Source organism: Oceanobacillus halophilus (genome assembly GCF_003628505.1).
Taxonomy (GTDB): domain Bacteria; phylum Bacillota; class Bacilli; order Bacillales; family Amphibacillaceae; genus Oceanobacillus; species Oceanobacillus halophilus.
In genome coordinates this window covers 1-14,831 of the sequence record NZ_RBZP01000014.1, presented here as the reverse complement: position 1 = coordinate 14,831, position 14,831 = coordinate 1, and the positions used below count along the sequence as shown (strand labels likewise).

General features: G+C 36.0%; 13 protein-coding genes. 4 read left to right on the top strand and 9 right to left on the bottom strand.

Annotation, left to right across the window (positions count from 1 at the left end; all coding sequences use genetic code 11):
- Nucleotides 1-945 precede the first annotated feature (945 nt).
- Nucleotides 946-2,322, top strand: a complete 1,377-nt coding sequence (gene nhaC, locus D8M06_RS14340; RefSeq protein ID WP_121205098.1) for a Na+/H+ antiporter NhaC — start codon at nt 946-948, stop codon at nt 2,320-2,322.
- A 130-nt stretch (nt 2,323-2,452) separates the two neighbouring features.
- On the opposite strand, the gene D8M06_RS14335 is transcribed toward nhaC, so the two are convergent.
- Entirely contained in the window at nt 2,453-3,217 is a 765-nt protein-coding gene (locus D8M06_RS14335; protein WP_121205097.1) for a cobalamin-binding protein, read from the bottom strand.
- Between the two features lie 807 nt (nt 3,218-4,024).
- Nucleotides 4,025-4,780: a type I methionyl aminopeptidase gene (gene map / locus D8M06_RS14330; protein WP_121205096.1), complete on the bottom strand. Its 756-nt coding sequence runs from the start codon at nt 4,778-4,780 to the stop codon at nt 4,025-4,027.
- A 756-nt stretch (nt 4,781-5,536) separates the two neighbouring features.
- Here map and D8M06_RS14325 point away from each other — a divergent pair.
- Nucleotides 5,537-6,259, top strand: a complete 723-nt coding sequence (locus D8M06_RS14325; protein WP_121205095.1) for an ABC transporter ATP-binding protein — start codon at nt 5,537-5,539, stop codon at nt 6,257-6,259.
- Nucleotides 6,249-7,895, top strand: a complete 1,647-nt coding sequence (locus D8M06_RS14320; protein WP_121205094.1) for a putative ABC transporter permease subunit — start codon at nt 6,249-6,251, stop codon at nt 7,893-7,895. Before D8M06_RS14325 ends, D8M06_RS14320 begins: the two co-directional genes overlap by 11 nt.
- Nucleotides 7,896-7,930: 35 nt before the next feature.
- Here D8M06_RS14320 and D8M06_RS14315 read toward each other — a convergent pair whose 3' ends face one another.
- The 4 genes from D8M06_RS14315 to D8M06_RS14300 form a co-directional block, all read right to left on the bottom strand.
- The gene (locus tag D8M06_RS14315; protein WP_121205093.1) at nt 7,931-8,050 is read right to left on the bottom strand and encodes a YjcZ family sporulation protein; all 120 of its coding nucleotides are present in this window, start codon (nt 8,048-8,050) and stop codon (nt 7,931-7,933) included.
- Nucleotides 8,051-8,163: 113 nt separating this feature from the next.
- Nucleotides 8,164-8,922, bottom strand: a complete 759-nt coding sequence (locus D8M06_RS14310) for a (S)-benzoin forming benzil reductase (RefSeq protein WP_121205092.1) — start codon at nt 8,920-8,922, stop codon at nt 8,164-8,166.
- A gap of 16 nt (nt 8,923-8,938) precedes the next feature.
- Complete coding sequence (locus tag D8M06_RS14305; RefSeq protein ID WP_121205091.1) at nt 8,939-10,306, bottom strand: dipeptidase; 1,368 nt, start codon at nt 10,304-10,306, stop codon at nt 8,939-8,941.
- A gap of 120 nt (nt 10,307-10,426) precedes the next feature.
- Entirely contained in the window at nt 10,427-11,119 is a 693-nt protein-coding gene (locus D8M06_RS14300; protein ID WP_121205090.1) for a YhcN/YlaJ family sporulation lipoprotein, read from the bottom strand.
- A gap of 172 nt (nt 11,120-11,291) precedes the next feature.
- Here D8M06_RS14300 and D8M06_RS14295 point away from each other — a divergent pair, with 172 nt between their 5' ends.
- Nucleotides 11,292-11,522 (top strand): YhdB family protein, encoded by a 231-nt coding sequence (locus tag D8M06_RS14295; protein WP_121205089.1) that lies wholly within the window; start codon nt 11,292-11,294, stop codon nt 11,520-11,522.
- A gap of 46 nt (nt 11,523-11,568) precedes the next feature.
- On the opposite strand, the gene D8M06_RS14290 is transcribed toward D8M06_RS14295, so the two are convergent.
- From D8M06_RS14290 to D8M06_RS14280, 3 genes are all read right to left on the bottom strand, one after another.
- On the bottom strand, nt 11,569-12,792 hold the full coding sequence (locus tag D8M06_RS14290; protein WP_121205088.1) for an anti-sigma-I factor RsgI family protein: 1,224 nt from the start codon (nt 12,790-12,792) through the stop codon (nt 11,569-11,571).
- Nucleotides 12,789-13,514, bottom strand: a complete 726-nt coding sequence (gene sigI / locus D8M06_RS14285) for an RNA polymerase sigma factor SigI (RefSeq protein WP_121205224.1) — start codon at nt 13,512-13,514, stop codon at nt 12,789-12,791. Before sigI ends, D8M06_RS14290 begins: the two co-directional genes overlap by 4 nt.
- A gap of 327 nt (nt 13,515-13,841) precedes the next feature.
- Nucleotides 13,842-14,660 carry a S1C family serine protease gene (locus D8M06_RS14280; protein ID WP_121205087.1) on the bottom strand — a complete coding sequence of 273 codons (819 nt, stop codon included), beginning with the start codon at nt 14,658-14,660 and terminating at the stop codon, nt 13,842-13,844.
- Nucleotides 14,661-14,831: the final 171 nt, after the last annotated feature.

Below are 14,831 nucleotides of genomic sequence, written 5' to 3'. Positions count from 1 at the left end.
GTATATTCAATACTATCATAAATTTTTATAGATTAGTCCAAGAATGCTAAGTAGGTTATTTTCCAGCAGCAATAAGAGACAAAGTGTTAGGTGTAAACTTTGGCAGAAAATAATTGAATTACACATTTCATGATAATGGATGAATATGCCAAGTGGATGAGTATGATATGTCTCATCAATCAGGGTGGTACCGCGGAGAAAACTTCGTCCCTATTAGGGATGGAGTTTTTTTATTTTGAGCTACTTTCTGAAGCTTTGCGTTTTTTACCATAGCTCTTTCGAAATTTTTCTTGTTCTAAGTGGCAATATGTATAGAATCCTGATTAACTTAATTAAAAATAAATGTGTAATGTAGTGCGTTGTTGATTTCCGCTCCGGGCAGTCGCTTTCCGCGGGCGGCTGATGAGCCTCCTCGTGCTATCGCACTGCGGGGTCTCATCTAGGCCTCTCTTCCCGCAGGACAAGGAAGGCTACGGCAGCATTACATCGCACGAAGAAAATTGCCCTTTATTTTCGAGGAGTCGACTGCCCTCCGCTCCAATCAACACTGTTTTTAGGAGCGTGACCATTTTTGGCTAATATCAGAAGAATTATCATTTATTCATTTATTAAAAGATACCCAATTATATAAGAAAGTTGAACAGCACAAATCAGCGGAGGAAATGCACGGAGACTCCTTGAAAAAAGAAGATCACTTTTTTCTGCGTGCGATGTTTCACTGCCGAAGCGTTCCTTGTCCTGCGGGATGAAAAGCCTAGGTGAGACTACGTAGAGCGATAGCTCGGAGTAGGCTCAGCAGCGCCCGCGGAAAGCGTAGTGTATTTCCGTAGCGGTGTTAACGAATCGCTCCATTAGTTATTTATTCTTAATTAAACTTATCAACAGTTTCTATCAACTGCAATGTAAAATCCTATATTATTTTACAACAATACAGGAGGTCATCATATGTTTCCTATTCAACCTAAATACCAGCCATCCTGGCAAGAATCGTTATTATTTTTAATTTTAATCGTCGGTCTTATTAGCTATTTCATTATTGGCCTTGGAACTAAACCTCATATTCCCATTTTATTAGGAATCTTTTTGCTCTTAGCTTATGGTTTCTTAAAAGGAATTACATTTAAAAATCTTGAAACTGCAATGATTGCTGGGGCTAAATCTGGTATGGGCGCTATTTACTTATTCTTCTTAATAGGTATTTTGATTAGTAGTTGGATGGTTAGCGGAACAATCCCTACAATGATTTATGCTGGATTTTCAATCATTAATGGAACTTGGTTTTTCGCTATTGTATTTGCTATAACTGCAATTATCGGTGTGTCACTAGGAAGTTCTCTAACTACAACAGCAACCATTGGTGTAGCATTTATAGGTATGGCTAATGCGATGGATGTCTCACTGGCAGTTACTGCAGGAGCTATTGTATCTGGCGCATTTTTTGGTGATAAAATGTCTCCACTGTCGGATACCACAAACCTAGCATCAACCATTGTAGGTGTTGATTTGTTTGAGCATATCAAGCATATTAGTTTAACTACCATCCCTGCATTTATTATTTCATTTATTATTTTTGTATTTTTATCTCCTGAGAAAACCGTATCATTGACAAATATTAGCGACTTTCAAGCTGCTCTAGTGAATTCAGGCCTTATTTATTGGACCTCTTGGATTCCATTAGTTTTTCTCATCTTATGTACATTTTTCAGGGTCCCTGCATTCGTGGCACTAGCATCAACAAGCTTGGTAGCAACTTTTTTTGCATGGCTAAATAATCAGTTTACCTGGCCTGAAATTTGGTCCGTTTGGTTTAACGGTTATACAGGAACGACTGATTTCGAACCAGTAAATGAACTGTTAACCAAAGGTGGGATTAACAGCATGTTATTTACTATTTCACTTGTTATTCTAGCTTTGAGCTTTGGAGGCTTATTATTTGTAACAGGAATTATTCCAAGCTTGCTTAATGCCTTTAAAGATAAGATTAAAAACATCCGTACAACGATTTTAACTACTGCCGCAACAGCTATCGGGACAAATGTCCTAATCGGTGAACAATATCTATCTATTTTGTTAACAGGTGAAACTTTTAAAGGACTTTACGAAAAAGCCGGTCTGTCTAAAAAAGCATTATCAAGAACGCTGGAAGATGCTGGAACTGTAATAAATCCACTTATACCATGGAGCGTTTGTGGTGTGTTTATTGCCGATGTCCTCGGGGTTTCCGTTTTAGAGTACTTGCCATTTGCCTTCTTTTGCTTGCTTAGTCCGGTGATTACCGTATTATTTGGTGGACGCTCATTAATCGGAAAAACGCCAAAATAAATTCATACTCAAGGACATATTGATGGAAATTATGTCCTTGAGTACTTTTATCTAACAAGATTGCATCTATGAGTTTTATCTTATCAAAAACGCCTCTAAATTGCTTCTCCCCATCATAAAACATGGTTCTTTATTCCAGTACCTTTATTAGCTTTTTTAATCCTTCTAATAGCCTAGGAGAGGGGCGGCAGAATAGTGATTCTTCCAAGACATGGATATTCCCCTTTTGAATAGCTTTCATTTCTTTCCACCCTGGTCGTTTCATGACGAGCTCTGGCCGCATTTTTTCTTCCTTCACTCCAACCCATACCATACAGATATGATCGGGATTACGTTTTTTCACAGAGTCCCAGTCTGTTTGATGACTAGCTATTTTTTCAGTTGCGAAAACATTTACTCCTCCAGCTAGTTCACTAATCTCCGTTAACCAATTCAACCCACCAGGTGTAAATATGGGCTTTGGCCACCATTCCCAATAAAGACTGGGCTTATCTATTTTCTTGTTAGCACATCGACGATACCCTTGCACTTCATTTAAAAATTCCGCTGCTTTCTGATTTCCTAATTCCTTTAATCCTATAACTTCCCCAACTTTTCTGATATCTTCAGCAATTTCCTTTAAAGAATTTGGATTTAAAATTATATAAGGCAGTTGTTTTTCATCAAGTGCCTCAATGTTTTTTTCCATACCAGGTACACTTAATGAAGCTAATACAAGGTCTGGCTGTAGTTCAGCTACTTTATCCATATCAATCGTAAGATCAGGTCCTACTTTGGGTAAATCCAATACAGAATCTGGCCAATCAGAAAAATCATCCACACCAACTAATAAGTTCGTTTGATCTAAATAAGCTAGTATTTCTGTATTACTCGGACAAATAGAAACGATTCTCAAGAAACTCTCCCCCTAAACACTATAATTTTTTACATATAGGCCCTAAAGACTGTCGCTCTTTAACATGACTTTACTTTACTTTTTGTATAGATTGTCAACTTCTTTAATTCAGAATAGTGAAGCTCTCGCTCAGACTTATGTTTGATTTGTGCGGTCATTCGCTCCGGCAGAATACTTCGCTTTCCGCGGGCACGGCCTCAGCCTCCTCGCGTAAAAAGCATACTGCGCCTGCGTCTACTAGTAATACTTTGAAGTAGGCTTCCTCGGCGCAAGGGCCAAAGAAGCTTAATCAAGGAGTTCCCTCGCTGCGCGGTCTTCGGACACGTGCTATTCCGCAGAGTCTCCGTATTCTGCCTCCGCTAAGATGGATGCTCAAGTCTTTTTTAATTTATAACTCGTGAAATCACGTTTAAGACCGTTATTCTTCTTAAAAACAGCATATTTTCATATTCCTTATTTAGTAGAGCAGATAACATAGCGGAGGAAATACACGGAGACTCCTTGAAAAAAGAAAACCACTTTTTTCTGCGTGCGATGCAACCCTGCCGAAGCGTTCCTTGTCCTGCGGGAAGAAGAGCATCGGTGAGACTGCTTTGTGCGTCAGCACGAAGGAGGCTCACCAGCTCCCCGCGGAAAGCGTAGTGTATTTCCGTAGCGATGTTAAGCACATTACTCTGAATTCAAGTTATTAAGAGTTTCTATCCACTGTAAAACTTCAAAAAGGCCAAACTATACAAAAAGAGGCTTCATACATAAACAAAACCCAAGAGACTGACTATTTCTAGCAGTTCTTGGGTGTGGAATTAATTATTCTTTATCTTGATCGGTAATAAGTAATGGACCATCTTTTGTAATAACAATGGTATGTTCATATTGTGCAGAACGACTTTGGTCAACTGTTCTTGCCGTCCAATTGTTAGAATCCATTTTGCTTTGCCAATCGCCTTCATTTATCATTGGTTCAATGGTAATAACCATTCCTTCTTTTAAACGCAAACCCTTATTAGGTAAACCGAAATGTGGAATATGTGGGTCTTCGTGTATGGTAGGCCCGATTCCATGTCCAGTAAAATCACGAACAACAGAGAAACCTTCTCCCTCAGCATAAGTTTGGATGGCATGACCGATATCACCAATTCTGCTCCCAACTTGCGCTTGTTCAATACCTTTGTAAAGAGATTCCTTTGTAACTTCCATTAGTCGTTTTCCTTTTTCATCAACATTCCCCACAGCATATGTCCAAGCTGAGTCTGCTAAACCTCCATCTAAATTAACAACCATATCAATGGTAACAATATCTCCATCCTGCAATGGTTCTTCCCTTGGAAACCCATGACAAATTTCATCATTTATAGAGGCACAGATAGCATAAGGATAACCGTTATAACCCTTTTGTTCAGGCGTTGCGCCATTTTTTGCTAAAAAGTCTTCTACAAAAGTATCGATTTCCATGGTTGTAATTCCTGGTTTTATCATTTTGGCAATTTCTTTATGTGTTTGTACAAGCAAATCACCTGCCGCTTGCATTTTCTCAATTTCACGTTTACTTTTACGAGTAATCATTTACATCTTCCTCTCTTTGATTGCACAAAAAATCATTAATACATATTTAAATAAATCATTATTTAACGTAAGATATAATAGTAACCTTTTAAATTCTATCACAAACTCGAGTGTTCTGCAGAAGTAACAGTATTTTGGACGAAGAAATTACCTTGTTATCCATAAATAATAGCCAAACCGCCCACGAAATCACGATTATATTCAATCACCATTACTAAAACTGCATAAACTCTTAATGTGGAGTTTGTATAGACTGTTGATATCTTTAATTCAAAATACTGCTTAACACCCGCTACGGAAATACACTACGCTTTCCGCGGGCGCTGCTGAGCCTAGGCTTTTCTTCCCGCAGGAGTCTCCGTGTATTTCCGCTAAGTTCCTGCTCTACCTGATTTTAACTAGAAAAATTCTGTTTTTACGAGGAATAATATACCAAACGTAGCATTATTGACTTTAACTTTAAAAATATTTAGTGCATGAAACATAGCGGAGGCAGAATACGGAGACTCCTGCGGGAAAAGCACGTGTCCGAAGACCCCACAGCGGTGGTTTTTCCGCGAGGAGGCTGAGGCCGTGCCCGCGGAAAGCGAAGTATTCTGCCGTAGCGAATCCTAGCAGAAAATATTCATAAGTGTAAGCGAGAGCTAACTATTCTAAATTAAATAAATCAACAGTTTCTATCAACTACGACAAATCATAAATAGCAATAGTCACTAATAATGTCACAATCACTAGCGATAAGCAAGGAGGAATACAATGATTGAAATTAAAAATGTGACAAAAAGTTTTTCGTCCAGAAGAACGATTGATCATTTAAACTTAACAATACCCCATGGGAAAATTGTTGGATTCTTAGGCCCAAACGGAGCAGGGAAATCAACGACAATTAAAATGATGACTGGGATTCTCCCAATAGATGAAGGTACCATCACTTTAAATGGCTATGATATTGAGAAACAACCAATGGAAGCTAAAAAAACCTTTGGTCTTGTGCCTGATCATCCAGATATGTTTTTACGATTGAAGGGAATGGAGTACCTAAATTTTATTGGTGACATATTTAATATCCCATCAGACATTCGGAAAGAGCGAATTGAAAGAGTTACCAAACAATTTTCCATTTATACAGCATTAAATGATTATATACAAACTTATTCCCATGGTATGCGGCAAAAAATTATTGTGACAGGAGTCTTACTGCATGATCCACCTATTTGGATATTAGATGAGCCATTAACTGGGCTTGATCCAAAATCATCTTACCTATTAAAGGAAATGTTGCGTGAACATGCAGAAAAGGGAAATACGGTATTCTTCTCCAGTCATGGTTTAGAAGTTGTTGAACAGTTGGTTGATGAAGTTGCCATCATTAATCATGGGAAATTGCTATTTTATGGAACGTTACAAGAACTACGCGAGCAAAACCCTTCCAATGACTCTTTAGAAGAAGTATTCCTGGAGATGACGAATGATGCATAAAACGTTTCTACTTGCCAAAACCATGTTAAAAATGCAATATCGAAATCCTGACAGAAAAGCTTCACAAACATTCATGTATATTTTTTCGTTTATCATCTTGTTACCTATTTTATTTGTATACATCGATATTATGCGAGGCCTAGTACAAAGTTTATATCAAGCGTTTGAACCAATTGGCCAGGAATCAGTGATTCTGGGATTGTTATTCTTAACATTACATTTTCTTTTATTCTTTATTAGCATGTTAACCATACTAACGACATTCTATTTTTCTGAGGACATAGAATCTTTTATTCCTTTTCCGTTTGAGCCATATCAGTTATTAATAAGTAAAGCCATTAATCCCTTTATTTATTTATATATAACAGCAAGTGCTTTGTACTTACCGTTTTATTTTTTCTACGGAACGATAAGTGGCGCTTCTATCTTGTATTTTATTGTTGGTATAATCCTTTTACTTCTTACGCCTATTGTGCCATTTTCACTGGCGGCAATTCTGATTATGTTCGTCATGAGATTTGTCAATGTTGCCAAAAACAAAGATCGCTCAAAAGTTATTGCCGGAATTGCTACTTTAGTGTTCATTATTGGCATAAATGTTCTCGTACGTATTAATACAAATGATGATGCCTTTATTGAAAACATGGTAATGTTTTTGCAGGAACAGGATGGACTATTACAAATGCTAACCGGATTCTATCCACCCGCTTACCTTAGTACAAAAGTGCTTATTGGAATTGCAACAGGTGTAGGAGTTCTTTCTTTATTGGGCGTTATCACATTATGTATACTAGGGTTTGTCCTATTTCTATGGCTCGGTCAATTGTTATATTTAAAAGGGGTTCTTGGAGTCAATACAGGAAATAAAAAATCCTTCTCAGAAAAGAAAATTAATAAGAGCTTACACAACAATTCCGTTTGGATTAGTTATATAAAAAAAGAATTAAAGACAATAATACGTACACCAACATTCCTAATGCAATGCATCGTACAAAGTTTATTTGGTCCATTTTTTCTCGTGATAATCCTTATGCTTGATTTTGGAAATAATTCCTTGGCAAATTTCTCAGAAGCCTTTTCTGAAAAAAGTATGATTCTTACCTTGTTTATGGTCTCTATATTTATATTAGGTGCTAATCCAACCTCTTACACCTCTATATCACGAGAGGGTAAGAACTGGTATACTAATTTATTCTTACCAATTAAGCCAAAACAAATAGTTTTGAGTAAAATAGGGGTAGCCAGTCTTATTGACCTACTAACTATCGGACTTTTATTAACGATTATGCTTTTCTTTCTCCATGTCCCAGGAGAAATACTTGCTATTTGGCTTTTTCTCACTTTATTAGGGAGCATATATACAAGTAGTATGGGTACCTATTTGGACTTTTTAAATCCAAAGCTTAATTGGACAGATGAACAGGAACTATTTAAGATGAGGTTTATTGGACTCGTAGCATTATTATTTACGGCAGGGATTTTTGGTATTATTGTATTAATCCTGTGGAATATCCAATATTTCCAAGGTTCACTTCAAATTGCGGGAATATTATTCCTTTGTTTAACTTCAGGTATTACCATTATCCAAAAATTATTAACGCATAAAATCAAAAAGAAATATCATTTACACTATTAAAAAAATGCAGTGGAATTTTCCCACTGCATTCCTTTTTAATAATATCCTCCACCGTAACCGCCAGTATATGCGGTTCCAATGATTATTAGTAAAATAAATAGCACGACTAAAAGCGCGAAGCCTGAGCCGTAACCTCCTCTACCTTCTTTACCCATAACTTTCCCCTCCTTATTTTCAAGGCTAATTTACTATATTCAAGAAGACTTGAAATGGAGCGGGCGTATCGCCTAGTTTTTAAAAGATATGCTGGAAGCGTGCTAAAAATAAATCAAAGATAATTTTTCACATTATAGATTTTTCCGTTCACCACGTCTTCATCATTAATAATATCAATCAACACTCCTGCAACATCAATGGGACTATTTAACTTATTCTCTTCTTTTAATTTTTGATAGCGCTCTACATCAGAGAATTCCTCTTTGGATCTTGAACGGATGGTTTCTTGCATTTCCGTATCCATCACCCCAGGATTAAAAGCAATTATTTTATTACCTGTAGCTAATTCATCCTGCTCCAAAGCTACTGATTGTGTATACATATTCATACTTGCTTTGGTAGCGCAGTAGGTACTCCAACCATAAATCGGACGGTCCGCAGCACCAGAGGTAACAATAACGGCAATTCCGGGGATTTCATGCTGGTGAGCTTCTTTTAAAAATAAATTGGTAAGTATCATAGGTGCTACAGTATTAACTTGAACATGTTGAAGTATATCTCTTGTTTTTAGGTTCATTGCCTGGTCCATTGGTTCAACAGTAGCTGCATTATTAATAAGAAAAACCTCAGATGTCTCTTTCGTAAAAACATGATTTTTTATTTCATTAAATATTGTTTCTACTTGATCAGCATCACCTAAGTCACAACTATAATGCTGGTACACAAGATTATTCTCTTTAGCAATATCAGGCACCACTAGATTTTTACTTCTGGATACCCCAATAACATTAACTCCAGATTCCAACAGTAATTTAGCTATCCCTTCTCCAAGGCCCCGTGATACACCAGTAATAATGGCAAATTTCTTCATCTATTCATTTCTCCTTTTATTCCTTAACTTTATTCCAGTAATATACAAGGGTTTCCATTCCTTTATCAAAACTGTCTAACGGAAAACTTTCGTTCGGTGAGTGCAATCGATCTTCTGGTGTCCCAAACCCTAATAAAACAATAGGAATTTGATAAATTGCTTCAATCCATTCAACTACTGGAATGGAACCACCCATACGAATATAGACCGTGTCTTTACCAAATGCTTTTGTATAGCTCTCTGCTGCTTTTTTTATAAGTGGATGGTTTGGTTCGACTTTATAGGCTTTGGCTGATAACTTTTCCTTCTTCACTTGAACATTTACACCAGAGGGAGCTACTTTTTTTACATGATTTTCAAGTAACTGTTGGATTTTTTCTGGGTCTTGTCCAGGAACTAAGCGACAGGTAATTTTTGCTGTTGCAGAAGATGGAATAATCGTTTTTGTCCCCTCTCCTTGATACCCTCCATAGATTCCATTAATTTCAAATGTTGGACGACCCATGGTATGCTCCTGAGCAGTATATCCTTTTTCAGATACGGTATTAGGGATTCCAGTAGATTCCTCAAAGTCTTCAGAAGGAACGTTAGCTATTATATTCCTTTCTTCATCAGTTAGCGGCTCCACATCATCATAAAATCCTTCCACTGTAATAACTTCATCTAAATCTTTCATGGATGCTAAAATATGATTTAATGCCATGATCGGATTTCTGACCGCTCCACCATACATTCCCGAATGTAAATCATGGTCTGGGCCATCTACGGTTATTTCAATACCAGTAAATCCTTTTAAGCCATAAAGAATCGTTGGCTGATTTTTGGCTATCATACCTGAATCTGAAATCACAGCAAAGTCAGCTTTAAACTGTTCTTTCCTCTTATGTAACACCTCATAAAGGTTCTCACTTCCAATTTCTTCTTCCCCTTCAATGCATACCTTTATATTGATAGGAAGCTTGCCTTCTGTCTTTAGATAGGCTTCAAATACAGCTAAATGCATAAATACTTGCCCTTTATCATCACTGGAGCCACGGGCAAAAATTCTTCCATCTCTTACTTCGGGTTTAAATGGGTCACTTTTCCATTCATCAATCGGATCAATTGGCTGTACATCATAATGTCCATAAAATAGCGCTGTAGGTGCATCAGGACCAGCACCATTATATTCAGCGTATACGAGTGGATGACCAGCTGTTTCCATTTTTTGTACCTTTTCAAATTGAATTTCTTCTAAATATGTAACAATAAAATCAGCAGCTGCATGTACGTCGTTTTTATGAGCACTATCTGTACTTACACTTGGAATAGATAAAAAATGATTTAGTCTGGATAGTAACGTTTCTCTATTTTCTTTTAAAAATGCTAATGCTTTTTTACTCATCAAATTTTCCTCCAATATCTTGCTTTTCTTCATTATTTTAGCACAATTATCAATCAAACCAAAAAGAACAGAAAATGAGTGCCTCATCACCTTAGCCATGAGACACTCCATTGTTAACTTTTATTTATTCTGAGGGAATAATCGCTCGATCATATTACCAAATTGATCAAAAAACCCTTCAATTGGCTCGCCACGGTCAACATCTTCTACATAGTTATTGGTTAGATCAAAGAAATCTGGATTGGTGGAAACGTACACATTATCAATATCCTTATCCACAGACTTGACAATGTCAGATATTTCTTCTTTTACTTTATCCGATAACTCATCATCAAACCTGTTTTGATTATCATTTTGATTTTTATTACGGTTTCGATCTTTTTTATCTGTATCAAGCTCGGCTGCAACATAAGCATTGTTATCCGTAGTTACGACATATACGTTATCTATTTCCTTAACTTTATCTGAGATTTTGTCTGCAGCTTCACTTGCGATTTCATATCGATTTTCGTTATCATTGTCATTCACACGGTTTTGGTTTAGATTCGTGTAATTGTTGTTTTGTGCATTATTGTTCATATTTCTGTCATTGGTTCGATGGTTTATATTTCGTGCATCGCGATTTTGAAAATCGTCTGCATCACGTTGCATCCTATAATTTCGTACGTTTGTCATCCCGTCACCAGTATCGGTACCATACCTAGCATGATCCAAGTTGCCAGCACCGTTTGGACTTGCACCTTCTTCAGCAGCTTGACAACCACCTAAAGCTAAAGAAACAACAATAGCTCCGGCAATCAACTTTTTCTTCAACTAATCTCCTCCTTTTATTTATGGATCTAGACATAGTATGTTTCGCGTAAAATAACATTATGCTAAAGTCCATTAGCCTTTTTATGGCATTCACACCAAAAAAGTTTTGCACATGTAATAGTAAAAACGGGGACACTATTTAATGACCCTTTAATTTAAGGAGGGGAATGATATTTTAGATTACGACAAAGCTCTATACTACACGCTATGGGGACAATGGGATGACTTATTAGTTCTAATGGTTCGAACCAACGATGATTTACTTTCTAAAAAAATCCAACATTTTTTACATTCCTATAACTATTCACTTGATCAAAGGCAAATCATGGAATCCCATGATAATCTTCTCTATTATATAGATCACGCTATGAAGCAAACCCCTGCTGTCACCATGAAAGTTTAAAAAGATAAAAAAATGGAAAAGCAAGCTTTAAGCTGCTTTTCCATTTTTACTCAATGTCTTTCTGGTTACCTTTACCTTTGTTATTTCTGCTTGGATTATTAGCTTCGGGATTTCCATTCTTTACTTTGTGATTTTCATTCTTTCCTTTATGTTTACCATTATTTTTTTGTTTTTTCTGTTCCTTTGCATGGTTTGTTTGGGATTTAGTTGAACCATTATTTCCTTTTATAACATTTCTGCCATTTGAATTTATTTCACCATTTTTACTTTTTAAATTGCTTGGATGATTTTCGTCTTTTCTAGATGAATTCGTTTGTTTTTCTTTTGCTGCTTTGTCTTTTTTATCTTTGCTTATGATAACAGGTGCATTTTCTTTTTTATCCTTCTGCTCAGCTAATTGTTCTTGATTTTCTTCGTTGCGTTCATCGGTGGTCTGTTTAATCTCTTCCGTTTCTTCTATTTCCTCTGCATCTGATTCTTCTTTTTTAATTTCACTTTCCTCTTCAACTTCCACTTCTTCCGTATTATAAAAAGAATCAATAATTTCAATTTCATGTTCGTCTAAATTACTATTATTTGAATCATCTGCAGAAAGATTCGAATCTTCCAAAAAAGTCGTCGCAATGACTTCATTCATGGAAAGTTGCTGTTCTTTAGCCTGGTTTCGAATATTTTTCGGTATATCAAATGCTGCTATTTCCCAGTCAGGCTCACTTAATTCCAAGTGATCTTCCAACAAATATAAAATTTCCTCATCTGAATCAGTATCACCAAGAAAGCTTACTCCAACCAGCATACTCTTATGTTCATTAATAAGTCCATTTTCTTCACTTTTATCCATAATCATTTGAATTACTGTCTCAATTTTTCTGTTTTGATAATCCTCTAATTGATCAACAACTGTTGAGGCATCTGTATTAATTGGCCGAATACTGCGAACTTGATAATCTTTATTTATTTCTAATTCGATACTTGGATTGATATCTACAGAAACATAAGCATAAGTTTTATTAGCACCTGTAATAAAGTAAACCGGAAGAATTAACAACAATAGGAAACACGCTGCACTTAGAAAAAGGGCAGATACATGTTTCCGATTTCCCTGGGCAAAAACAAACGATTTCTTCTTGGTGCCAAATGGCTCAAAAAAAACTTCATCACCAATCTGACCGCTACCTGTTATTACTTTTCCCTTTTCAAAAGCACCGTCTTTTGTCAAAAGGATGGTGTAATTTCGATGTTGCTCAAGTATAATTCCTCTTTTTTTCACTGACCCACACCCTTAAGATAGTCCTTTAGATAGATAAAATCTTCACTTAAAACGATAAAGATTGCTAAAATAAATTTACGATTTCGCTCTAACGTTTTTTTGCTGACATCTACTTTTTTATTAAGATTCTTTATAGGAAGTTTCTTTTTCTGATAAACATACTCACGTAAGACTTCATCTTCATATAGTACTCTTGCTGTATGAATAGCAGATTCTCTCGCATCTCTATGTTTAGGAGAAATCTCAGTCAGTTCATACAATGACAACTTATACTCTTTCAGTTTTTCTTTAAACTCCAATATCTCATCTCTAAGCAGGGAATTATTCTGCTTTTCTTGATATTTCTCTCTTGCTACATGGATTTCAATTGGATTTTCCATTTGAACTTCATCATAACTTTCATCCAATGATACAGCCTTTATTGCTTTTTGATTGGCGCGGATATAATCAATTACTTTTCTTTTTATAACAAGTTTAGCAAATGGTAAGAAGGCATTTCCTCTTTCCGGTGAATATGAAAAGAGTGCTTCATTAAATGCAGATAATCCAACACTGAATTCATCATCCATTTTCGGGTTGATGTAACGTTTACAGACTTCTGAGACGCATTTAGCAATAAATGGCTGGTAACTTTTAAGTAAGTAGTTTTGTACAGCAGTATCTCCGTTTTGAGCAGATATAACCATTTGTTCAAGGGGTTTTTCCTCTAAGGTCTTACTCATTATCAAACAGAATCTCCCCCTGGTCTTATATTTTTCGTTATATGACATACCTTTTTGGGTGTAGTTTGTATGATATTATTCTTTTCATTAAATAAGTTTATAATTAACATGATGATCTCACCATCTTTTTCATTTTACTTCGACAAATTTCTATTTTATTGGACACTATCTATCGTAACTTAACGTGACTTATGTTGCTATCTCAAAGTCATTACAATTTGTTTAAATATCAATTACTGACAACACATTTTGTAGTAATATTGACCTACTTTCATTTAAAATGTCCCTAGCTAAGGCTAGAGACATTTTTCAAAGATTTTATCTTTACTATGTTTGATATTTATAGAATAAATCTATGGGGACAAATAATCCTACTTTTCCATACATATCAGAATTTAGTGTAGCAAATATAACTCCTATAACTTCTCCATTACTGTTTATAATTGGACTACCGCTATTCCCTCGATACACAGGTGCTTCTAGCATGACTACTTGTTCATCCCAATCATCGAGTTGTGTATAACCTATAATATTTCCTTCATTAGCAATTCCATTGAACCTTAATGGATTACCAATAAACTTGATTGCTTCATTTGGTGAGATTTCAGCATTATGCGCTAACTCAAGGTAAGGTAGGTCCTCCCCTTCTACTTTTAATACAGCTAAGTCTATAGATGGATGTTCTTCGATTATTTCAGCTTCAAACAAACCATCATCAGGAAAGGCTACTGCTAAATGATTTTTATCTTCAATAACGTGGTAATTCGTTAGTATGGTTCCGTTGCTGGAAATGGCAAAACCAGTTCCCTTGTTATCCTCTGATTCTACCACAACCACTGCTTTCTTATAGGATTGAATGTCTTCATTCATCATTAAGTTAGCTGATGTTTTTAGAAATTCTATAGCGGGTATAGAATAAGTTTGTGGGATTAAAGCAAACACATTAATAAACATTGCGATGGCTATTAACCAAAAGGCCCACTTTGGAAATGGACGTTTGGTTGAAGTGTTTTTTCTGTTTTTAGCTTTTTCTAATGCCTTTTTTCGCTCTTCCTGTACGAGTTCATATAATTCCTCGTCATCAAACTCCTCATATAAATCTTCATCTATGATATCAGGTTTATGGTTATTATCTTTATTATCCATGCGTCACCTCACGCAGTACATAGATTATAATTAAACTCTTTTTTCCTATGTTATTGCCTTTAAATTTCGCAGTTGATAGAAACTCCGAATATATTTAATTAAGAATAAATAACTAATGGAGCGATTCGTTAACACCGCTACGGAAATACACTCCGCTTTCCGCGGGGAGCT